Raw genomic sequence first — 22135 nt, 5'->3', positions numbered from 1 at the left:
GCGGTGCCTGTTCTTCCGGAAGGGCTCCCCGGTGATGGCCGGATCGACACCCGTGCGCGCAGGGCGCACCCCGCCATAATACCCCGACGGGAGGGACTACTCGCCCTGCTCGCCGCCGCCCTGTTCGTCTCCCCCGGACACCACCACCAGGACCCGGCCGTCCTGCACGCGCACCGGGTGGACGGGCAGCGTGTACTCCGCGCCGGACACGCACCGCCCGGTCGCGAGGTCGTAGGTCTCCTTGTACAGGGGTAAGGCGACCGTGTGGTACTGCCCCGTGCGCCCGACGATCCCCCGGGCCATCACGAGCGCCCGGGAGCGGGGGTCCCTGTGGTCGGTCGCGAACACGAGGTCGTCATTGGTGCGGAACACCGCTCGCTCTACGGGGCCCGCCTGGAGCAGCTGCCGACGATCTGGAAGAAACTCGTGGACGCCGGATTCGAGTCCGGTTCCGCGTACGGCAAGGCGCTGCGCAATGTGAAGTCGTGCATCGGCAGTTCGTGGTGCCGCTTCGGGGTGCAGGACTCGGTGGCGCTCGCCGTGGACCTGGAGAACCGCTACCGCGGGCTGCGCTCACCCCACAAGTTCAAGTCCGGGGTCTCGGGCTGCAGCCGCGAGTGCGCCGGAGGACGTGGACGCGCGCATGTACGTGCTCGAACGCGAACAGATCCGCCCGGCCACCCCCGAGGGGATCGCCCGGTCCGAGGTCGGTGAGGAGCACAAGGCGTTGGTGTCCGGGGCGAAGATCCCGGTGGGTCAGCCCTCCTGAGCCGACTCCTGGGGGCCGGGGGTCGCGCATGACTTCTGCGCGAGCGCCGCGACCCGGCCCACCACGATCACCGCGGGAGCAGTGACCTCGCGCTCGCGGGCCGCGCGGGCGATTGTGTCCAGCTGCGCCACGGTCGTGCGCTGGGTTGGGGTCCAGCCCCGCTCCACGACCGCGACCGGGGTGTCTGCGGGGTAGCCCGCGGCCATGAGCAGCTCGGCGTTATGTTCGAGACCCCGCACGCCCATCATGAGGATCAGGGTGTGCCCGTCCCGGTACGGCACGTGACGCAATTGCTGGTGCGCGGTGATGACGGTGAACCCGTGGGTCATGTCCCGGTGGGTCACGGGGATCCCCGCCGCGGCGGGGACGGAGATCGCCGAGGTCACACCCGGCACCACCTGGGTGGCCACACCGTGGGCCCGGCAGAACTCGACTTCCTCGCCACCGCGGCCGAACACGTACGGGTCCCCACCCTTGAGCCGCACGACCCGCAGTCCGAGTTTCGCCTGCTCCACGAGGGTCTCGTTGATCCGGTCCTGCGTGTACTTGTGGTACCCGGCGCGCTTGCCCACGTCGATGATGCGGGCGTGCCGGGCGAGCTCTGGTAGGAGGTCCGTGGGGCCGAGCCGGTCCGCGACGATCACGTCCGCGTCCGCCAACAGTTGCCGTCCGCGCACCGTGAGCAGTCCGGGGTCGCCGGGTCCTCCGCCCACCAGCGCCACTGTCCCGGGTTCCTGAGTGACCGGGGCCTGAAAGACCCGATCCTGAGCAACCCGTGTTTCGGTAACCGGCACCTGAGTGACCGGTGCCCGAGTGTCGGCTGCGCGATCGGGCCCGGGCGCGGCGTCGTCCGCGACGCACAGGACCCGACGCTCTTCCGCCGCGAGCGCCACCCGCTCCCGTTCCCCGGAGTCCGAGACGTGGAGGAAGACGAGCCACGCGCCGTCGAGGTCGTCGGGGCGGAACGCGCGCTCGTGCCACGTGAGACCGGGTGAGCTCGTGAGGTCCCGCAACGTGTCATGCAGATCCGGTGCCACGAGGTCCACGAGAGCGCGCTCGGCGAGCAGGGACCGCGTGTGACGCGCGGCGTCCGGTCCCCCACCGACCACCAGCACGGCGCGTCCGGCGAGGTTCAGCCCCAGGGGGTAGGTCATGATCGGGAGCTCTCCTCGGGTGCGGGCGGATCATCGCCATGCTACGCCGCGGGCCGCCTCTACTGACCTCGGACGTCACATCCGCGGGGTCACTCCGTGGCCGCTCCCTGTTTCCAGTAGCCCATGAACGAGATGTCCGTCTTGGGCACTCCCCCGCTCACGCACATCCGGCGCAGCGACTTGACCGTGGCGGATTCCGCCGCGAAGAACCAGTAGGTACCGCGGCCCTCCGGGCGGGCGACGTCCCATACGAAGTCCGCCTCCTCCGACGGGGCGGCCTCGGGCTCGCCATGACCGACCTCCCAGTAGCGGCGGGCGCGCTCGGACAACCGGTGCCACAGCCATAGCTCCAGGTCTAGTCCGCGAGGGCGTCCCCGCCGGGGCAGCCACGTCCAGTGCAGTTCGGTGCCGCCGCGCAGCGTCACGGTCAGGGTGTGCCCGTCGGACGACGTCGCCCGGGCGAGGGCGCGCGGGCCGGCCGCGGCCACGGCGTCGTCCTCGGAAGGAACCTCCACCGCGATCGTCACGCTGCGGGGCGGGGCGGAAGGGGCAGGCGCACCCACGTGCACCCCCCGCTCGATGCCGTCGATGATCGCGGCGAGCGCAGGCAGGGCAGTCTCGTCCCCAGCGAGCACGACGTCCTGGTCCGCCGCACGCCGTTCGTCCCACGCGGCCCACCAGGGGGACCCGCCCGAGGGCACGAGCAGCTGCACGTGCTCACCCTCGCGCACGGTGTCACCCCACGCGGCCCCGGGGCCCATCCCATGCTCGGGGTCGTCGTGGAGCACCACGTCGATGGCCAGCTCCGGGACCGTGTGCCCGGCCAGCTCCACCTCGGCCGCATCGCGCACCGTGTACGTGCGCAGCCAACCCCGGCGTTCGGGCGGGGCGGCCATGAACTCGCGTCGCCACCGGGTCATGTCGCTCACGTCCACCGCCACGGTGGCCCCGGGGGTGGGTGGGATCAGTACCTTGAGGTAGGCGTCCGTGCGGGGGCCCGGTCCCTGGTCACCCCACGGCATGATCCGCAATTCCTGCCCCGCCACACGTACGCGCACGAGGTGTTCGCTGAGCTTCGTGCGTCCCGTGACGGTGGCCGTCACACATGCGAGTTCCGTCATGGCAGTACCTCCTCGGGTGAACTTGGAGTGCTCGGCGGGGTGTTCGCCGGTCCCGTCCACGGGATCACGAGCCGGGCGTCCGTGGGGGCGTCGTGGAGCACCCGCGCGGACATGTCGAAGACGTCGCTGACCACCTCATCGGTCATGACCTGCTCGGCCGAACCGGTCGCGGTGACCGCCCCGTCCTTGAGTGCCACGAGCACGTCCGCGTACCGCGCGGCGAGCGAGAGTTCATGCAGCACCATGACCAGGGTGATCCCTCGGGAGCGCTGCAGTGCGGTGAGGATGTCCAGGATCTCGGCCTGGCGCGCGATGTCCAGATACGTCGTGGGTTCGTCGAGCAACAGTACGTCCGTGTGCTGCGCGAGCGCGAGGGCGATCCACACGCGTTGGCGTTGACCGCCGGACAAATCCCCCACGCGGCGTTCGAGCAGCTCCCCCAACCCGGTGAGTTCGACCGCTTCCGCCACGGCGTCGTCGTCCTGGGCACGCCACCGTCCGAAGGCGCCACGGTACGGGTGCCGTCCGCGCGCCACGAGCTCCTGCACGGTCACGCCCTCGGGTGCCACGGGGTCCTGTGGGAGGAAACCCACGGTGCGCGCGAACCGGGTGCGGTGCCACCGACTCACGTCCGCCCCGCCCACGAGGATCTCTCCGGCGGACGGGGTGAGCTGGCGCGCGCACGCCTTGAGCAGCGTGGACTTCCCGCAACCGTTGGCCCCCACGAGCGCGGTCACGGCCCCCGCGGGGAACTTCACGTTCACGTCCCGCAGCACCGGCGTCTCGCCGTAGCCCACGGTCAGCCCCCGCACCGCGAGCTCGGACGACGACGCCGCGTCATCGCCTTGCTCGGTCCCCCCGGCCCGGTTCGGATCGGTCATGGACGTCATGTTTCCGCCTTTCCTCGCCCGATCAACAACCACAGCAGTACGGGCGCGCCGGCCGCCGCGGTGACCACGCCCACGGGCAGGGCCAGCCCGGGGATCGTCTCCGCGGCCACGTAGTCTGAGACCACCATGAGCACCGCGCCCACGAGCGCGGCGTGCCGGGCGTGACCCGCACCGCCACCCAGCCCCCTCGCAATGGGTGCGGCCATGAAGGACACGAACGCCACGGGCCCCACGGCGGAGGCCGCCACGGCCACGAGCACCACGGCGAGCCCGAGGGCCGCGAGCCGCGTGGCCCGCACGTGCACCCCGAGCCCGGCGGCCAGGGGATCCCCCGCGCCGAGCGTGTCCACCGCGGGCGCCAAAACCGCGCACACGGGCAGCAGGATCGCGAGGCAGATCCCCACCTGCGCGATGTCCACCCACCGGGCAGCGTTAAGTGAACCCGTGAGCCACTGCATCGCGTCCTGGGCGGCGTAGATGTCCGCGCGGGTCAGCACCGCGTTGATCGCCGCGGCGGTCAGTGCTCCCGCCGCGACGCCGGTCAGCACGAGTTTGCCGATGTTGGCCCGCGTACCCCCGGCGGCCAGGACCACCGCGAGCATCAGGCCGAAACCACCCGCGAGGGAACTGAGTGTCACCGCGGCACCGGAGAGCCCGCCCAGCGTGATGGCCGCGACCGCGCCGAGCCCGGCCCCGGAGGAGACACCCATGATGTCCGGGGAGGCCAGGGGGTTGCGCAGCACGCGCTGGAACAGGTGACCGGCGATCCCGAAGGCGATCCCCGTGAGGATCCCGAGCACCGTGCGCGGCAGGGTGATGTCCCACACGATGTACGCGGCGGGGCCGGAGTAGTCGTGCGTGAGCACGGCGACCAGGTCGGGCACGGCCACGACATACTTGCCCAGTGCGATCCGCGCGAAGGAGGCGAGGGCCAGCACGAGCACGAGCAGCGCCGTGACCCGGCGGGTGCGGCGTCGGGAGCGGGAGCGTCCCGCGCGCACGGTGGCCACGGTCGCGGGGGCGGGCAGCGACGTCGTCCTGGGAAAAGGGGAAACGGCGGGACTCACGCGGCCACCACTCCCCTGCGTCGGATCACGACCACGAGCGCGGGGGCGCCGATCACCACGAGCGCGATCCCCACCTGGATCTCCCGGTCCGGGACGAGCACGCGCGCCACGACGTCCGCGAGCAGGACGATGAACGGGCCCGCGAGCAGGCACGCCGGGACGACCCTGCGGTAGGAGATGCCCACCAGCGAACGCACCGCGTGGGGTACGAGCAGTCCGCAGAACACGAGCGGGCCCACGAGTGCGGTGGAGGTACCCGAGAGCAGCACCACGGCCAGGCCCGCGAGGCCGCGCACGAGCGCCGGGTTCACCCCGAGTCCGCGACCCAGAGCGTCGCCCAGGGTCAGGGTGTCCAGGGAACGGGCCAGCGCCCACCCGAGCAGCAGGGCCACGAGAATCACGGGGCTCGCGAGCACCAGGAACGTGCCGTCCGGCCGGGTCAGTTCACCGACCTGCCAGCGCCGGAAAGTGTCGAACGTGGCCTGGTTGCTCAACAGCACCGCGCTCGTCAGCGCCGTGAGACCCGCGGAGACCGCCGCCCCCGTGAGGGCCAGGGTCACCGGACGCGCCCCGCCCCGGGCCGCGGAGGCCAGCGCGTACACGGCGGCCACGGCCACGGCGGAGCCCAGCGCTGCGAGCCACAACTGGTGCGTGACGCCGGTCAGACCCAGGAACGCGCCGCCTGCCACGACCGCGAACGCGGCCCCGGCCGTCAGCCCCAGGATGCCCGGATCGCCCAGGGGGTTGCGCGTGGCACCCTGTAGCAACGCCCCGGCCACGGCGAGCGCGGCCCCGGTGAGCAGGCCCGCCCCGGTGCGCCACACGCGGGATTCGACCACGGCGCCATCGAGCGCGGGAACCCCGGGGACGGCCCCCGGGTCACCCGAGAACACGTGCGGGACCACGTGCCACGTGACACCCAGCCCGATGGGCCGGGACCCGTACGAGATCGAGAGGAACACGGCCACGAGCAGCAGTGCCGCCATGGCGAGCCAGGACATACCCCGACCCCGCGTGCGCCCGCGCGGGGCGGACGGCGCGGCGTCGGGACGGGCGAACGTGGAACTGCCGGGCACGAAGGGTCAGGCCCCCAGCGTGGTCTTGATCGCCGGGATGTGGGCGTCGAGCGCGTGGGGCATGGACAGCGGGGAGGACGAGTACCCGGAGAGCACGTCCTGCTTGTCCGTGAGGAACATCCCCCGCCCGTTCGCGATCGCGGGGATGGTCTTGAGGATCGGGTCCGTGCGGAACTTCTCGGCCTGGGCGTCGTCCTCCGCGGCCGCCACGAACAGGTCGCTCGTGAGCTCGTCGGCGCGTTCGCGGGGCCATTCGCGCCAGAACTGATCCTCCGTGATGTTGTTCTTGACCGCGTCCGCGAGATTCATGCCCAGCTCGGTGAAGAAGCGGGGGCGTCCGTCCGCGGGGCCGTAGAACCCCAAGCTCTGGGAGACGTCACCGTAGATGAAGGTCTTGCCCTTGGCCGCGCCGAGTTCATCTGAGCGCCGGGAGACGAGTTCTTCGGTGCGGCTCACGAGTTCGTCACCGGCCGCGGAACGGCCCAGGGCCTTGGCCGTGACACGCTGCATGTCCTGCCACGAGTTGACCCACGGGCCCGTGGGGTACGCGACCACCGGGGCGATCTTTGTGAGGCGGTCGTACTCCTCCCGGGTGACCCCGGAGTTCACCGCGACGATCAGGTCCGGGCTCAACTCGGCGATGTCCGTGAAGTTCACACCGTCCGACTCGTCCATGGCCTTGGGCGTCTGCCCACCCAGTTCTGAGACCTTGGCGTCGAACCAGTCGGTGGACCCGTTCGCGTTGCCGCCCCAGGCCACCTTGGTCATGCCCACCGGCACCACGCCGAGCGCGGCCACGAAGTCCTGCGTGTTGCTCGCGCCCACGCACACGACCCGCTGCGGCGCGGCCTCGACCTTCGTGGTGCCCAGGGCGTGTGTCACCTCCACGGGGAACGTGTCCGTGGGGCTCGACGACGCCGTGGCACCGGGGGTCTGCGCCTGCCCGTCCCCGTCCCGCGCGCCCGTGGAACACGCCGCGAGCCCCATGAGGGAGGCCACGGCCAGGCCGGAGCCCAGCAGGGTGCGACGGTTGAACTGCCGGGACGCGTTCCCGGACCGGTGAGGGGACATGGACACTCCTGGGTCACTGAATTTGATAAGGCAAGCCTAACCTAATTCATGCTCCCGTTCGGCCGCAACCGCTCCGTGCGCGCTCTCGCGGGTGCGGCCGGACCGAGCAGAGCCAGGGCGTTCCGCTGACCGGTCATGGGGCGCCGGGCGGATGGGCAGGACCGGCCCACCAAGGGCAACCGGCCGCCGGTGCTCCGAGGCACCGGCGGCCGGTCACCGCAACGCACGCTGTCAGTTGTTCGTGCGGATCATCTTGTGCGGCGCAGCCTGGGCCACGGGCTTGACCGTGATCGTGTCCAGGTCCACGTGATGCGGCAGTTCCACGGCGAAGGCGCAGACCTCGGCCACGTCCTGGCCCGAGAGCGGTTTCTCCACGCCCGCGTAGATCTTGTCCGCGGCCGCCTGGTCACCACCCAGGCGCATGAGCGAGAACTCGGGAGTGTGCACCAGACCGGGCGCCACCTCCACCACGCGCACGTTGTGCTCGGCCTCCTCGAGGCGCAGCGCCTCGGTCATGGCGCGTTCGGCGTACTTGGCGGCGTTGTAGCCCGCTCCGCCCTCGTAGGCGCGCTGGGCGGCGATCGAGGTCAGGTTCAGCACCGTGCCCTCACCGTTGGCCCGCAACGTGGGCAGGAACGCGCGGACCACCCGCAGGGTGCCCATGACGTTGACGTCGTACATCCACTGCCAGTCCTCGTCCTTGGCGTCGGCCACCGTGTCCGTGCCGCGTGCTCCGCCGGAGATGTTGAGGATCGCGTCCACGGTGCCCTGCTCGCCGAGCACCCGATCGCGCAGCGCATCCACCTGCGCCTGGTCGGTGATGTCGGTGGGCGCGGCACTCGCGCCGGTCTCCCGGGCCAATTCCTCGAGACGCTCCGCGCGACGGGCGACGGCGTACACCGTCCACCCGCTCTCGCGCAGGCGGCGCACCGTGGCCTCGCCGATGCCCGTGGAGGCACCGGTGACCACGGCCACCTTGCCGTTGCCGAGCGGCTTGGGATCCTTGTAGGTGGGATGTGTGTTCTGAGTCATGTTTCCACCGTAGCGCGCGGAATTATGACTTAGAACAATCCGGATCGGCTCGATTAGGACGTTTCAGAAACCACTGCGGTGATCGCGCAACCAGCCCAGGAGCACAACGGCGTTGTTGTGCTCCTCGTCCTTCGCGTCATAAAGCAGGGTCGCGGAGTCTACGTCCCGCAGCACGCTCCTGAGCTGCGCGACCTCCCCGGAGGCGTCCTCGTCGAGTTCCTCGCGGTAGCGCTGCGCGAAGCTATCGAACTTCTCGGGGTCGTGACCGAACCACTTGCGCAACTCGTCGCTCGGGGCGACCCCCTTGAACCAGTGGTCCAGGGCTGCATGGTCCTTTCTGACCCCGCGCGGCCACAAGCGATCGACCAGGATCCGAGCGCCGTCGTCTCGCGCGGCGTCCTCGCGAATGCGGTGGATGTGCAAACGTGCCATGCCCCCACGCTACGACGGTCCGTGCCCGCGTGCATGAGAGACTGGAGCACATGGCACAGAACCTCGAGGGTACAGACACGCCCGAAATCATCGACAGCGCTGCGTCCACCACCGCGGTGAACGTCCCCGACAAGCCGGCCATGGAGGGCCTGGAGGAGAAGTACTCCGCGCAGTGGCGCGAGAACGGCACGTACGCGTTCCGCGAGGACACCACGCGCGAGGACGTCTACTCGATCGACACTCCCCCGCCCACGGCCTCCGGCTCCCTGCACGTGGGACACATGTTCTCCTACACGCAGACGGACGTGATCGCCCGCTATCAGCGGATGTCCGGCAAGAACGTGTTCTACCCGCTGGGCTGGGACGACAACGGCCTGCCCACCGAGCGCCGCGTGCAGAACTACTACGGCGTGCGCTGCGAGCCCGGCAAGCCGTACATCGAGGGCTACCAGCCTCCGGAGAAGCCGGCCAAGAACCAGCGCGACTGGGACGTGGTGTCCCGCCAGAACTTCATCGAGCTGTGCGAGGAACTCGCGGTCGAGGACGAGAAGGTCTTCGAGCACCTGTTCTCCACCCTGGGTCTGTCCGTGGACTGGACCCGCACGTACCGCACGATCGACGCGCACTCGCGCAAGGTCTCCCAGCTCGCATTCCTCAAGGACTACGAGGCCGGTAACGCGTACATGGCCGAGGCCCCCACCATGTGGGACGTCACGTTCCGCACCGCCGTGGCCCAGGCCGAGCTCGAGGACCGCGAACGAGAAGGTGCCTACCACCGCGTGGCGTTCCACCGACCGGACGGCGAGAAGGTCTTCATCGAGACCACCCGCCCCGAGCTGCTGCCCGCGTGCGTGGCGCTGGTGGCCCACCCGGACGACGAGCGCTACCAGGCGCTGTTCGGCACCACCGTGCGTTCCCCGCTGTTCGACGTCGAGGTCGAGGTCAAGGCCCACCCGCTCGCCAAGCCGGACAAGGGCTCGGGTATCGCCATGATCTGTACGTTCGGTGACCTCACCGACGTCACGTGGTGGCGCGAGCTCGATCTGCCCACGCGCGCCCTGATCGGCCGCGACGGCCGCTTCGCCTCGGAGCAGCCCGCATGGATCGCCGACGGCGCCCCGGCCGAGAACTACGCGCAGCTCGCCGGCAAGACCGTGTTCTCCGCGCAGAAGACCGTGGTCGAACTGCTCGCCGCCTCCGGTGACATGGAAGGCGAGCCCAAGAAGATCACCCACCCCGTGAACTTCTACGAGAAGGGCGACAAGCCCCTCGAGGTGGTCACCTCCCGCCAGTGGTACATCCGCAACGGCGGTCGGGACGCCGAGCGCCGCGACGCCCTGATCGACCGGGGCCGTGAGATCTCGTGGCACCCCTCGTTCATGCGCGCGCGCTACGAGAACTGGATCGAGGGTCTCAACGGGGATTGGCTGATCTCCCGTCAGCGCTTCTTCGGCGTGCCGTTCCCGGTGTGGTACCCGCTGGACGAGTCCGGTGAACCGGATTACGACCACCCCGTGCTCCCCGCCCAAGACCAGTTGCCCGTGGATCCCACCACGGACGTGGCCCCCGGCTACACCGAGGACCAGCGCGATCAGCCTGGTGGGTTCATGGCGGACCCGGACGTCCTGGACACCTGGGCAACCTCTTCCCTGACCCCGCAGATCGCAACCGGCTGGGCCGTGGACGAGACCTTGCACGCCAACACGTTCCCCATGGACCTGCGCCCGCAGGGTCACGACATCATCCGCACGTGGCTGTTCTCGACCGTGGTGCGCGCCGAGACGCTGGCGCAGACCGTGCCGTGGAAGCACACGGCACTGTCCGGGTGGATCCTGGACCCGGACCGCAAGAAGATGTCCAAGTCCAAGGGCAACGTGGTGATCCCCACCGAGGTGCTCGAGAAGTACGGCTCGGACGCGGTGCGCTACTGGGCGGCGTCGGCCCGCCTGGGCGCGGACACCGCCTACGACGAGGGCCAGATGAAGATCGGCCGTCGCCTGGCGATCAAACTGCTCAACGCATCCAAGTTCGTGCTGGCCCAGGGCGTGACCGAGGCCTCCGTGCTGGGCTCCGGGACGGACGGTTCCGTGGTGACCAACGGTCTGGACCGCTCCCTGTTGGCCCAGCTCGCGGACGTCGTGGAGCGCGCGAGCACCGCGTTCCAGGAGTACGAGTACGCGCGCGCCCTGCAGTTGATCGAGTCCTTCTTCTGGACCTTCACGGACGACTACGTGGAGCTCGTGAAGGACCGCGCATACGGTTCCCGCGGGGAGGCCGCGCAGGCCTCGGTGCACGCGGCCCTCGCGACGACGCTCGACACCCTGCTGCGCTTGTTCGCCCCGTTCATCCCATTCGCCACGGAAGAGGTGTGGTCGTGGTGGCGCTCCGGTTCGGTGCACCGCGCGGCCTGGCCCGTGACCGACGGGTTCGCCGAGCCCGCTCACGCGGGTGATCCCGAGGTGCTCACCGTGGTGGGCGAGGCGCTGTCCGGGCTGCGCAAGGCCAAGTCCGAGGCCAAGGTCAAGCAGCGCACCGCGGTCACCTCCGCGGTGATCTCGGGCCCGGCCGCTCAGCTTGAGCAGTTGCGCGCCGGGCTGGAGGACCTCCGGGCCGCCGGTAACGCCGCAGACCTCACGCTCACCGGCGCCGAGGGTGAGCTGGCCGTGAGTGACGTCCAGCTCGAGGAAGCACCACAGGCCTGAGTCGACATGGAGGGGCCCGTCCTGCGTCGTGCGGGATCGGGCCCCTCGGCACATCACGAACGCCGTCGCCCCCGCGGAGCCGTCCTTGCCCGGTCCGATGGACGGCACCGGCACACCGGGCCCTCCGCGCTGCACCCAGCGCATGAACGAACCCCGCCACGTGCGTGACGGGGTTCGTTCATGCCTGCAGCGGTCGGGCGCACGGTCCGGCGCACGCGCCGCCGCGGGACGTCAGCTGAAGTCGGGGCCCTTCTCGCGCCCGCGCTTGAGCTCGTAAAAGCCGGGGTAGGACGCCAGCGCCAGGGCGCCGTCCCAGACCTTGCCGGCCTCCTCGCCCTTGGGCGCCGGGGTGAACACGGGACCGAAGAAGCCCACGCCGTTCACGGCGATGCACGGGGTGCCGATGTCCTGACCCGCCACGGCACGGGCCTCGTCCGTGGACGCTCGGATGGCGTCGTCGTACTCGGTGGAGTTCTTGGCCGCAGCGAGGTCTGCCGGCAGACCGACCTCTGCGAGGGACTCGGTGATGATCGCCTCGAGGTCCTGCATGCCACCGGGGTGACGACGGGAGCCCATGGCGTCGTAGAGCTTCTTGTAGTACTCGCCGCCGTGCTGCTCGGCCGCGGCCTGGATCACGCGCACGAGCCACATGGACTCGTCGTGGCCGTGGTGGTGGTTCTCGGGGTTGTCCTCGTTGAGGATGCCCAGCGAGATGATCTTCCAGTCCACGTCCACGTCCCGGATGCGCACGACCTCCTCCATCCAGCGGGAGGTCATCCAGGCCCACGGGCACAGGGGATCGAACCAGAAATCGACGTGTTGCTTCTCGGCCATGAGGTGTCCTTTCGCGTGTTCGGTTCTTTCGCTCACGCCGACTTGTGGCGACGCCGCTCGGCGTCGATCATCTCGTGCGTGAAAATCTCGGGGTCGGCCAGTTTGGCCACGGCGTCCTTGGTGACGAGCACTGCGGCGACGTCGTCGCGGCCCGGCAGTTCGAACATGACCGGCATGAGAATGTCCTCGAGGATCGCGCGCAGACCGCGCGCGCCGGTGCCGCGTTCGATGGCCAGTTCCGCGATGGCCTCGAGGGCCTGCGGGTCGAAGGTGAGTTCTACACCGTCGAGCTGGAAGAGTTTGCGGTACTGCTTGACCAGCGCGTTCTTGGGTTCGGTGAGGATGCGCACCATGTCCGCGACGGACAGTTTGGACAGCGTGGCCACCACGGGCAGCCGCCCGATGAACTCGGGGATCAGTCCGAACTTGAGCAGGTCCTCGGGCTGGACCTGACCCGTGAGATCCACGTCCGCGGTGTCCCGGATGGGCGCACCGAAACCGATGCCCTTCTTGCCCGTGCGCTGCTGCACGATCTCCTCGAGACCCGCGAACGCTCCCGCCACGATGAACAACACGTTGGTGGTGTCCAGGTGCAGGAACTCCTGCTGCGGGTGCTTGCGGCCACCCTGGGGCGGCACGGAGGCCACCGTGCCCTCGAGGATCTTCAGGAGCGCTTGCTGGACCCCTTCGCCCGATACGTCCCGCGTGATCGAGGGGTTCTCAGATTTACGAGAAATCTTGTCGATCTCGTCAATGTAAATAATCCCCTGCTCCGCTTTCTTGATATCGAAATCAGCGGCTTGGATGAGCTTGAGAAGAATGTTCTCAACGTCTTCCCCCACGTATCCGGCTTCGGTCAGGGAGGTGGCGTCCGCGACCGCGAACGGCACGTCCAGTTTCTTGGCGAGGGATTGCGCGAGGTAGGTCTTCCCGGACCCCGTGGGTCCCACCAACAGGATGTTGGACTTGGCCACCTCGATGGCCTCCTCGTCCCCCTCGGAGCCCGCAATGGTGAGCGTGTGCCCGGAGACGCCCGCGCGGATGCGCTTGTAGTGGTTGTACACGGCCACGGCCAGCGCACGCTTGGCGGGCTCCTGGCCGATCACGTACTCCCGCAGGTGATCGTAGATCTGCTGCGGGCGGGGCAGCTCCGTCTGGTCCGTCTCCGTGACCTCGGTGAGCTCCTCCTCGATGATCTCGTTGCACAGCTCGATGCACTCGTCACAAATGTAGACCCGCGGGCCCGCGATGAGCTTGCGCACCTGCTTCTGGCTTTTGCCGCAGAAGGAGCATTTGAGCAGGTCAACGCTCTCCCCGATGCGCGCCATGTATCAGCCTCACAGTTCGTCTTGACGGATGCTGGGTCCACTCTAAGCGAGCTTCTCACGGCCCGCCCAATCATGCCGAGGCGCGTGACGGCCACGCCGCATATCCGTGCACCGTGGCCGTCGGTCCCCTCGTCACCCCCGGAAGCTGCGCCTCCGGGTCGCCGCTCAGGCCTGCGTGACCGTGGAGGGCTTGTTGATCTTGCGGGAGTCCAGCACCTGGTCGATGATGCCGTACTCCTGGGCCTCCTTGGCCGTGAGGATCTTGTCGCGTTCGATGTCGCGGTTGATCTCCTCCGCAGCCCTGTTGGTGTGCAGCGCCATGGTCTCCTCCAACCACGTGCGCATGCGCATGATCTCGTTGGCCTGGATCTCGATGTCCGAGGCCTGACCGCCGCCCTGGCCCTCCATGGCGGGCTGGTGGATCAGCACGCGCGCGTTGGGCAGCGCGAGGCGCTTACCGGGAGTACCGCCCGCGAGCAGCACGGACGCCGCGGAGGCCGCCTGGCCCAGGCACACGGTCTGGATCTCGGGGCGGATGTACTGCATGGTGTCGTAGATGGCCGTCATGGCCGTGAACGAACCGCCCGGGGAGTTGATGTACATGGTGATGTCCCGGTCCGGGTCCTGGGACTCGAGCACGAGCAGCTGCGCCATGATGTCGTCCGCGGAGGTGTCATCCACCTGGACGCCCAGGAAGATGATCCGGTCCTCGAACAGCTTGGTGTACGGGTTCTGGCGGCGGTAGCCGTACGGGGTGCGTTCCTCGAAGTCCGGGATCACGTAGCGGCTGGTGGGCAACTGCGGTGCAGTGGCGTGAGGCAAGTTCATTGGTCCGTCCTGAAAGTCTATGGGTGGTTCCGGCAGCTCGCGCGCTGCTTACTGGGAGTCCTTCATGGTTCCGCCGCCACCGGTCACGTTGCCGGCAGACTGGGCGATCTGGTCGAAGAATCCGTACTCCAGGGCGCGCTGAGCGTCGAACCAGTTGTCACGGTCGTTGTCGCGCAGGATGGTCTCGAGCGTCTGACCGGTCTGCTCCGCGGTCAGTTCCGCGAGCCGCTGCTTCATGGACAGGATCAGCTCGGCCTGCACGCGGATGTCGGACGCGGTGCCGCCCATGCCGCCCGAGGGCTGGTGCATGAGGATGCGCGCGTTGGGGGTCGCATAGCGCTTGCCCTTGGTCCCGGAGGACAACAGGAACTGGCCCATGGACGCGGCGAGGCCCGTGGCGACCGTGACGACGTCGTTGGGGATCAACTGCATGGTGTCGTAGATCGCCATGCCCGCCGTGACGGAACCGCCCGGGGAGTTGATGTAGAGGTAGATGTCCGCCTCGGGGTCCTCGGCGGAGAGCAACAGCATCTGCGAGCAGATGAGGTTGGCGTTGGTGTCCCGCACCTCGGAACCCAACCAAATGATGCGTTCCTTGAGCAGTCGGTTGTAGACGTAGTCGTCCTGACCACCCGGTGCCATGTCCTCCATACGCGGAGTGGCCGGTGCGGCACCGTACGGCTGAATGGGAGTGGAGGTCATGAATGCCCTCTTTCTGCTGGACGGGTCCGGGTCGAACGAGCGCCGCCGAACCGAACCCATGAACACGTTCTGTCTCAGCAGCGTAGTGCGCCGTCTCCCCGTGCACGCCCGGTGTTCCGCGGTGTTCGCTTCTGGCGCATGGTGGCACGCGGACAGCGAAACGCCACGACGTCCCCTCGGTGGGGGGCTCGTCGTGGCGTTGCGCGGAGGCCGTTGGCACCCGGTTCACCCGGGTGCCAACGGGTGACTCACTTGGTCTCGGCGGCCTCGTCGGTGGCAGCTTCGTCCGCGGCGGTCTCCTCGGAGGCGGCCGGAGCGGAGTCGGCCTCGGCACCCGGCTCGGCGGCGGCGTCGTCCGCGGAGCCCACGAACTTGGACAGGTCCACGGCTTTGCCGTTGGAGTCGGTGACGGTGGCGTACTCGAGGACCTTGGCCAGGGCCTTGCGGCGGCGCACCTCACCGACCATCATCCCGGCCTGGCCGGAGCCGTCCAGCATCTGTGCGAACTGGTTGGGGTCCATGCCGTACTGCTGGGACATGTTAACGATGTAGTCGATCAGCTCGGACTGCTCCACGCCGACCTCTTCGGCCTCGGCCACGGCGTCCAGGATGATCTCGTTGCGGAACGCGGTCGCGGCGTTCTCACGGACCTCGGCACGGTGCTCCTCGGTGTCGTGACCGGGTTCGGCGGAGGCCTGGGCCTGCGGCGAGTCGAAGTGCTGGGTGACCTGCTCCTCGATGACGTTCTCGGGGACCGGGACCTCGATGAGCTCCACGAGCTTCTCGAGCACCTTGTCACGGGCCTCGATGCCCTGCTCGACGGCGACGGACTCGGCGGCCTGCTTCTTCAGGTCCTCCTTGAGCTCATCGACGGTGTCGAACTCGGAGGCCAGCTGGGCGAACTCGTCGTCCACCTCGGGCAGTTCGCGTTCCTTCACGGCCGTGACCTTGACCTTGACCGTGGCCTCGGCACCGGAGTGCTCGCCACCGGCGAGCGTGGTCTCGAACGTGGCGTCCTCACCGGCGGACAGGCCGGTCACGGCCTCGTCGATGCCCTCGAGCATGGTGCCGGAGCCCACCTCGTAGGACAGGTCGTTGGCGGCGTCCACTTCCTCGCCGTCCACGAGCGCCTGCAGGTCGAGGGTCACGTGGTCACCCTCGGCCGCGGGGCGATCCACGGTCTTGAGGGTGCCGAAGCGACCGCGCAGCTCGTCCAGGGCCTTCTGCTCGTCCTCGGCGGAGGCCTCACGGGCGTCCACCTCGATCTTCAGACCCTTGTAGTCGGGCAGCTCGATCTCGGGACGGATGGCCACGGAGATCTCCACCTGGCTGTCGGCCTCGCGGTCGTCACCCTCCGGCTTGGACAGCACCTCGACCTGGGGCTGCGACAGCGGGGTCAGCTCGTGCTCGGCGAGGGCCTGCTGATAGAAGTCGTTGAGCCCCTCGTTCAGGGCGTTCTCCACCACGAAGTCGAAGCCCACGCGCTGGTCGATGAGCTTGGAGGGCACCTTGCCCTTGCGGAAGCCGGGGATCTGAATCTGCTCGGCCAGTTCCTTGTAGGTCTTCTGGACGAACGGCTTCAGATCCGCGTAAGCGATGTCAATGGTGATCTTCGCCTCGGTGGGGTTGAGTTTCTCGACGGCGCTCTTCACTTCCGCTGTCACTCCTGGGGTCGATGGGTACTTGCTACAACGGACCGGGGTCGGTCCGGTCGGTCAACGAGCGCCGCAACGCGACGCGCTGCAACGCTCAGACGTCGGGGTGACAGGACTCGAACCTGCGATCTCCTGCTCCCAAAGCAGGCGCGCTAGCCACTGCGCTACACCCCGTGATCACGTGCCCGACACGCGCTCCGTTTCGTCTCCGCCCGTGGGCGGAACGAGGTCGACGGCTCGCCCGCGGGTGAGCCGACATCACGACAGTCTATCGTGTCGCGGCCCCGCACCCGGCAACCGGGTGGTAGAACCCGGTGATTGGCACGGTTTCTGGGGCTCGTGTACTCTTTCAACGTCCCCGGGGATGTAGCTCAATGGTAGAGCCCCAGTCTTCCAAACTGGCTACGCGGGTTCGATTCCCGTCATCCCCTCAGCGATCCCCGAAACCCCGCCGTGCCCGTGTGCGCCGCGGGGTTTCGTCGTTCCCGCGACCCTTCTCCCGACACCCCCCGGAAGACTCTCGCAGTACGACGCCGCGTCGAACCGGACCGGGCACACGGTGGGTGCGAGGCCGCATCACGCCTGGCAGCTCGGGCACCAGTAGAGCCCCCGCCCGTTGAGGTCGCGCTTGAGCACGGTGGTCCCGCACCGCAGGCACGGCTGCCCGTGGCGGTGGTAGACGTAGTTCGCGTGCTCGGGCCATGCCTCGGTGTCCGGGATGTCGGGGCGGTCCGCCGGATCCGTGGTGATGATCCGGCCCACGCGCACCCCCACGGCCATGAGCGTCACGTTCTCCTCCCACAGCCCGAGCAGGTCCTCGCGGGTCAGCGAGGCTCCGGGCGTCATGGGGTTCACACCCCGGCGGAACAGGGACTCCGCCCGGAAGATGTTGCCGATCCCCGACACCACGTTCTGCTCCATGAGCAGCACGCCGATCGCCCGCTTGCTCTTGGCCGCGGCACGCAGGAACGGTTCCGGATCGGCCTGCGGGTCCAGGGGGTCCGGTCCCAGCTTGGCCTCCGCGGCCCGCGCTTCCTCCGGTGTCTCCACCGTGCACAGGGCCGGCCCGCGTAGATCCGCCCACCCGTGCTCGCCGGCCAACCGGGCCCGCACGGCACCGACCGGGGGCTCGGGAACGACCCGTCCGGCGTCGTCGTACGCCACTGCCGATTCCTCCGCGGAGCCGGACTCGCGCTCCCCCACGCGGCGCGGGGCGCCGATCGAGGACGCCGCCGCGAACTGCTCGTCCCCCGCGAAACTCCACGCGCCGTAGATGCCGAGGTGCGAACGCATGACCACGACGTCGTCGGGGTCACAGGGCGCCGCGAAGTCCAGGTAGAGGTGCTTGCCGTGGGCGCGGGCGCACGTCAGGACGCGCCCGTCCAGCACGGCGGCACCCGCGGCGAAGCGGCCCTGGGGACTCGTGACGCGCAACCGCTGGCCCACGAACAGGTCCCCGAGCTGACGCCCGAGGCGGTGGATCGAATGGCCCTCGGGCACGTCCGACGCCCCCGCTCAGTCCTGCGTGTACGGGCGGACCGGGACCTCGGAGAGGTGGCCCACGATGTCCCCGGTGCGCTCGAACTCGGCGAGCTGCTCGATTCGGCGCACGTGCCGGGATTCCCCCGAGAACGGCTCGGCGAGGAAGATCCGCACGAGCTCCAGGGCCTCGTCGTTGCCGTGCTGGCGCCCGCCGATCGCGATCACCTGGGCGTCGTTGTGCTGCCGGGCCAACCGGGCGGTGTCCTCGTTCCACACGAGGGCCGCGCGGATCCCCCGGACCAGGTTGGCCGCCATCTGCTCGCCGTTACCGGAACCACCCAGCACGATGCCGAGCGAGTCCAGACCGTTCTCGCGGTCCTCGCGGACCCCCTGGGCAGCACTGATGCAGAACGCGGGGTAGTCGTCCGCGGCGTCGTAGACCGCGGGGCCGTGGTCGATCATCTCGTAACCGTCCTCGCTCAGCCGCTGCATGAGGAAGTGGGACAGCTCGAGGCCAGCGTGGTCGGTGGCAATGTGCACGCGCATGGGACGTCAGCAACTCCTGGACGGGGTGGTCGCGGGGCAACCGGCACGTCTGCTCCGCGACGGGAAAGGGTCGCCTCCACCTTAGCCGCCGATCCCACCGGCGCGGGCGCTCCCCCGGCTCGAGCCCGGGCAACAATCGGACCGGCGGAGGGGCCGTGCCGTCGCGGTATGCGTGCGAGGAAGAACGCGGGCCCGAGTCGGCGGCGTGGGGCCCGCGGCGGGACTTGCGACGGCTGCCATAATGGCAAGATGCCCCGCGCGGGCATCGAATTGTCGTCGAGGAGAGGAACGCCGCTGTGCCCGGAACGAACCTGACCCGAGCGGAGGCCGCCGAGCGCGCGCGGATCATCTCGGTCGAGTCCTACCACGTGGATCTGGACCTCACGGGGGACCCCGAGACCTTCCGGGCGCGCACCACGGTGACGTTCGATGCCGAAGCGGGAGCGCACACATTCATCGACGCGATCACCGCGTCCGTGGATTCCGTGACCCTCAACGGCACTTTCCTGGACCCCGCGAAGGTCAGCAACGGCGAGCGCATCGACCTGCCCGATCTCGCCGAGCACAACGAGCTCGTGGTGGACTCCCGGATGTACTACATGAACACGGGTGAGGGCCTGCACCGGTTCGTGGATCCCGTGGACGATCAGGTGTACCTCTACACCCAGTTCGAGGTCGCGGACACCCGCCGGATGTTCCCGGTCTTCGAACAGCCCGATCTCAAGGCCACGTTCCAGTTTGCGGTCACCGCACCCGCCGACTGGGACGTGGTGTCCAACCAGCCCACCCCGGAACCCTTCCCAGTGGCGGACGGCGTGGCCCGGTGGGAGTTCTCCCCCACCCCCGTGATCTCGTGCTACATCACCGCGTTGATCGCGGGCCCCTACGTCAAGACCACGGACAGCCTGGTCTCCTCGGACGGACGCACCATCGAGCTGGGCCTGTTCGCGCGCCGCTCCCTGTTCGAGTACGTGGACGCCGAGGAGATGTTCGAGGTCACCAAGCAGGGCTTCGAGTTCTTCGAGTCCCAGTTCGGGGTGTCCTACCCCTTCGAGAAGTACGACCAGCTCTTCGTGCCGCAGTTCAACGCCGGCGCCATGGAGAACGCGGGCGCGGTGACCTTCGTGGAGTCCTACGTCTTCCGCTCCAAGCCGGCGCAGGCCCGCGTGGAGCGCCGCGCGATCACCGTGCTGCACGAGCTCGCGCACATGTGGTTCGGGGACCTCGTGACCATGCGCTGGTGGAACGACCTGTGGCTGAATGAGTCCTTCGCCGAGTACATGTCCACGCTCGCGTGCGCGCAGAACACCCGGTACACCAACGCGTGGACCACGTTCGCGGCCGGGGAGAAGTCCTGGGGCTACGAACAGGACCAGCTGCCCACCACCCACCCCATCAAGGCCGAGATCCCGGACCTCGAGGCGGTGCTCGTGAACTTCGACGGCATCACCTACGCCAAGGGTGCCTCGGTGCTCAAGCAGCTCGTGGCCTGGGTGGGCCAGGAGGAGTTCATGGCGGGGCTCAACCGCTACTTCGGCAAGCACGCGTGGTCCAACACGGAGCTCTCGGACCTCATGGTCGAGCTCGAGGCGGCCAGCGGGCGCGACCTGACCGACTGGTCCGCGCGCTGGCTCGAGACCGCGGGCGTGAACACCCTGGTGCCGCAGGTCGAGGCCGATGACGATGGCGTCATCACGTCCTTCCGGATCGAGCAGCTGGGCCAGGACGGCCATCCCACCCTGCGGCCCCACCGCGTGGCCGTGGGCTTCTACGACCACCGTGAGGACACCGGACTGCTGAGCCGCACGTTCCGTGTGGAGCTGGACGTGGACGGCGAGTTCACCGACGTCCCGCAGCTCGTGGGTCGCGAACTCCCGGACCTGGTGCTGCTCAACGACGACGACCTCGCCTACGCCAAGATCCGCCTGGACGAGTGCTCCCTGGCCACGGCCACCACCCACCTCGGAGACTTCGAGGAGTCGTTGCCCCGCTCGCTCGTGTGGGCCGCGGCGTGGGACTCCGTGCACGACGGCGTGAGCCCGGCGCGCGACTACGTGGACCTCGTGCTCTCCAACGTGGGCCACGAGACCGACTCCACGGCCGTGCAGGTGCAGCTGCGCCAGCTGGACGTGGCCCTGGACCGCTACCTCGCCCCCGAGCACGCGGACGAGGTCCGGGCCCGGGCCGCGGACACCCTGTGGGATCTCACAGCCGCCGCGGAGGCGGGCTCCGACCACCAGTGGCAGTTCTTCCGGGCCTTCCTGCGCCGGGCGTGCACCGAGGCGCATTTCGATCGCATCGAGGGTTTCTTCGACGGGGGCGTCCCCGAGGGGATCGAACTGGACACGGACACCCGCTGGGCCGTGCTGATCGCGCTCGTCGCGGCCGGCCGCAAGGGCGCCGAGGACGTCGACCGTGCGCTGGCCGAGGACAACACCGAGACCGGTGCGATCGCCGCGGCCACCGCGCGCGCCGCGATCCCCACCCCGGAGGCCAAGGCCGAGGCGTGGCGGCTCGTCGTGACCGAGGGCGCGCTGCCCAACTCCCAGCAGCAAGCGGCCATCGCCGGGTTCTTCCGCGTGCACGACGACGCCCTAGTCACCCCGTACTCCTCTCGCTACTTCGACGCCGTCACGGGTGTGTGGACCGAGCGTACGCACGAACTCGCGCAGCAGATCGCCGTGGGACTGTTTCCCCGCGCCGTCAGGCAGGACACGGTCGACGCCGCCCAGGCGTTCCTCGACCGGCTGGACCCGACCCTGTCCGGGTTGCGGCGGATCGTGTTGGAACGCCAGGACGCCGCGCGCCGCGCAGTGCGCGCCCAGGCCGTGGACGCCGCGGCGGTGCAGGACACCACGGCCCACACCCCGGAGGCCGACCGATGAGTGGGACGCAGGACTCTTCCCAGCCACTCGACCCGCAGGCCGCTGCTCCGGCGGGGCGGCGCACCTTCACGCTGGGTGCGGTGGGTTCCCGGTCGGCCGCCGGCTCGGTGACCCAGCCCCCGCAACAGGTGGGGGACGCGCGGGGCGTGGCCGAAGCGGCGTCGTCGGACTCGTTCTACGCCCAGGTGGGCGGGCACGAGACGTTCGCCAAGCTCACCCGGGAGTTCTACGCGCGCGTGGCGCAGGACCCCGATTTCAAGGCGCTGTACCCCGAGGAGGACCTGGGACCCGCGGAGGAGCGGCTGCGGATGTTCCTGGAGCAGTACTGGGGCGGACCCACCACGTACTCCGAACAGCGCGGCCACCCCAGACTGCGGATGCGCCACGCCCCGTTCCCCGTGGACACGTGGGCGCGCGAGACGTGGCTGACGCACATGCGCGCGGCCATGGACACCCTGGAGCTGTCCCCGCTACACGACGGCATCATGTGGGACTACTTCGACCGCGCTGCCCACGCGATGGTCAACCGCCCCGGCTGAGGCGTTCTCCTCGCGTGCCGGG

Annotated in this window: 20 protein-coding genes, 2 tRNA genes and 1 pseudogene; 6 read left to right on the top strand and 17 right to left on the bottom strand. The window is 69.3% G+C overall.

What is annotated here, in order from left to right; genetic code table 11:
* Positions 1-96 precede the first annotated feature (96 nt).
* Positions 97-372: a nitrite reductase (NAD(P)H) small subunit gene (locus tag Q9R22_RS07100; RefSeq protein ID WP_131332799.1), complete on the bottom strand. Its 276-nt coding sequence runs from the start codon at positions 370-372 to the stop codon at positions 97-99.
* A gap of 9 nt (positions 373-381) precedes the next feature.
* On the opposite strand from Q9R22_RS07100, the pseudogene Q9R22_RS07095 reads away from it, so the two are divergent.
* Positions 382-639, top strand: a pseudogene (locus tag Q9R22_RS07095) (nitrite reductase (NAD(P)H)); the annotation flags it as partial.
* Entirely contained in the window at positions 632-769 is a 138-nt protein-coding gene (locus Q9R22_RS07090; protein ID WP_242670711.1) for a hypothetical protein, read from the top strand. The pseudogene Q9R22_RS07095 and the gene Q9R22_RS07090, both read left to right, overlap by 8 nt.
* On the opposite strand, the gene cobA is transcribed toward Q9R22_RS07090, so the two are convergent.
* From cobA to Q9R22_RS07050, 8 genes are all read right to left on the bottom strand, one after another.
* Complete coding sequence (cobA, locus tag Q9R22_RS07085) at positions 757-1923, bottom strand: uroporphyrinogen-III C-methyltransferase (RefSeq protein ID WP_131332795.1); 1167 nt, start codon at positions 1921-1923, stop codon at positions 757-759. The two genes, Q9R22_RS07090 and cobA, sit on opposite strands and share 13 nt — an antisense overlap.
* 89 nt (positions 1924-2012) lie before the next feature.
* A complete protein-coding gene (locus Q9R22_RS07080) occupies positions 2013-3044 on the bottom strand; it encodes a siderophore-interacting protein (RefSeq protein WP_131332794.1) in 1032 nt (343 codons plus the stop codon).
* Positions 3041-3925, bottom strand: a complete 885-nt coding sequence (locus Q9R22_RS07075; RefSeq protein WP_165489782.1) for an ABC transporter ATP-binding protein — start codon at positions 3923-3925, stop codon at positions 3041-3043. The genes Q9R22_RS07080 and Q9R22_RS07075 overlap by 4 nt, the downstream gene beginning before the upstream one ends.
* A gap of 5 nt (positions 3926-3930) precedes the next feature.
* Positions 3931-5001, bottom strand: a complete 1071-nt coding sequence (locus tag Q9R22_RS07070) for an iron chelate uptake ABC transporter family permease subunit (protein ID WP_242670663.1) — start codon at positions 4999-5001, stop codon at positions 3931-3933.
* Entirely contained in the window at positions 4998-6002 is a 1005-nt protein-coding gene (locus Q9R22_RS07065; RefSeq protein WP_131333912.1) for an iron ABC transporter permease, read from the bottom strand. Before Q9R22_RS07065 ends, Q9R22_RS07070 begins: the two co-directional genes overlap by 4 nt.
* A gap of 81 nt (positions 6003-6083) precedes the next feature.
* Positions 6084-7148 carry an ABC transporter substrate-binding protein gene (locus tag Q9R22_RS07060; RefSeq protein WP_131332790.1) on the bottom strand — a complete coding sequence of 355 codons (1065 nt, stop codon included), beginning with the start codon at positions 7146-7148 and terminating at the stop codon, positions 6084-6086.
* Positions 7149-7379: 231 nt separating this feature from the next.
* A complete protein-coding gene (locus tag Q9R22_RS07055) occupies positions 7380-8180 on the bottom strand; it encodes an SDR family oxidoreductase (protein WP_064846142.1) in 801 nt (266 codons plus the stop codon).
* A 63-nt stretch (positions 8181-8243) separates the two neighbouring features.
* Positions 8244-8612 (bottom strand): DUF488 domain-containing protein, encoded by a 369-nt coding sequence (locus tag Q9R22_RS07050; RefSeq protein ID WP_131332786.1) that lies wholly within the window; start codon positions 8610-8612, stop codon positions 8244-8246.
* 50 nt (positions 8613-8662) lie between these two features.
* On the opposite strand from Q9R22_RS07050, the gene valS reads away from it, so the two are divergent.
* Positions 8663-11314: a valine--tRNA ligase gene (gene valS, locus Q9R22_RS07045; protein WP_131332784.1), complete on the top strand. Its 2652-nt coding sequence runs from the start codon at positions 8663-8665 to the stop codon at positions 11312-11314.
* Between the two features lie 231 nt (positions 11315-11545).
* Here valS and Q9R22_RS07040 read toward each other — a convergent pair whose 3' ends face one another.
* The 6 genes from Q9R22_RS07040 to Q9R22_RS07015 all read right to left on the bottom strand — a co-directional run bounded on the left by Q9R22_RS07040 (position 11546) and on the right by Q9R22_RS07015 (position 16835).
* Positions 11546-12148 carry a DsbA family protein gene (locus Q9R22_RS07040; RefSeq protein ID WP_131332782.1) on the bottom strand — a complete coding sequence of 201 codons (603 nt, stop codon included), beginning with the start codon at positions 12146-12148 and terminating at the stop codon, positions 11546-11548.
* 32 nt (positions 12149-12180) lie between these two features.
* Positions 12181-13476, bottom strand: coding sequence for an ATP-dependent Clp protease ATP-binding subunit ClpX (gene clpX, locus Q9R22_RS07035; RefSeq protein ID WP_131332780.1), 1296 nt, complete (start codon positions 13474-13476; stop codon positions 12181-12183).
* A 165-nt stretch (positions 13477-13641) separates the two neighbouring features.
* Positions 13642-14304, bottom strand: coding sequence for an ATP-dependent Clp protease proteolytic subunit (locus Q9R22_RS07030; protein WP_035962208.1), 663 nt, complete (start codon positions 14302-14304; stop codon positions 13642-13644).
* 48 nt (positions 14305-14352) lie between these two features.
* Positions 14353-14955: an ATP-dependent Clp protease proteolytic subunit gene (locus tag Q9R22_RS07025; protein WP_035962642.1), complete on the bottom strand. Its 603-nt coding sequence runs from the start codon at positions 14953-14955 to the stop codon at positions 14353-14355.
* A 299-nt stretch (positions 14956-15254) separates the two neighbouring features.
* A complete protein-coding gene (gene tig / locus Q9R22_RS07020) occupies positions 15255-16658 on the bottom strand; it encodes a trigger factor (protein WP_131332778.1) in 1404 nt (467 codons plus the stop codon).
* A 104-nt stretch (positions 16659-16762) separates the two neighbouring features.
* A tRNA-Pro gene (locus tag Q9R22_RS07015) sits at positions 16763-16835 on the bottom strand.
* Between the two features lie 186 nt (positions 16836-17021).
* On the opposite strand from Q9R22_RS07015, the gene Q9R22_RS07010 reads away from it, so the two are divergent.
* A tRNA-Gly gene (locus tag Q9R22_RS07010) sits at positions 17022-17092 on the top strand.
* Positions 17093-17237: 145 nt separating this feature from the next.
* Here the strand turns inward: Q9R22_RS07010 and Q9R22_RS07005 are convergent.
* Together Q9R22_RS07005 and Q9R22_RS07000 are read right to left on the bottom strand one after the other, a co-directional pair.
* Entirely contained in the window at positions 17238-18161 is a 924-nt protein-coding gene (locus Q9R22_RS07005; protein WP_131332776.1) for an Fpg/Nei family DNA glycosylase, read from the bottom strand.
* Between the two features lie 15 nt (positions 18162-18176).
* Complete coding sequence (locus Q9R22_RS07000) at positions 18177-18689, bottom strand: ribose-5-phosphate isomerase (protein ID WP_085107757.1); 513 nt, start codon at positions 18687-18689, stop codon at positions 18177-18179.
* Positions 18690-18985: 296 nt separating this feature from the next.
* On the opposite strand from Q9R22_RS07000, the gene pepN reads away from it, so the two are divergent.
* Together pepN and Q9R22_RS06990 are read left to right on the top strand one after the other, a co-directional pair.
* The gene (gene pepN, locus Q9R22_RS06995; protein ID WP_131332774.1) at positions 18986-21574 is read left to right on the top strand and encodes an aminopeptidase N; all 2589 of its coding nucleotides are present in this window, start codon (positions 18986-18988) and stop codon (positions 21572-21574) included.
* A gap of 146 nt (positions 21575-21720) precedes the next feature.
* Positions 21721-22113, top strand: a complete 393-nt coding sequence (locus tag Q9R22_RS06990) for a globin (protein WP_035962646.1) — start codon at positions 21721-21723, stop codon at positions 22111-22113.
* Positions 22114-22135 lie beyond the last annotated feature (22 nt).

The sequence above is a fragment of the Kocuria sp. PD6 genome (assembly GCF_031844145.1).
In the GTDB taxonomy this organism is placed as follows: Bacteria; Actinomycetota; Actinomycetes; order Actinomycetales; family Micrococcaceae; genus Kocuria; species Kocuria marina.
The sequence above is the reverse complement of the archived record's forward strand: the minus strand, read 5'-3'. Positions and strand labels throughout refer to the sequence as shown.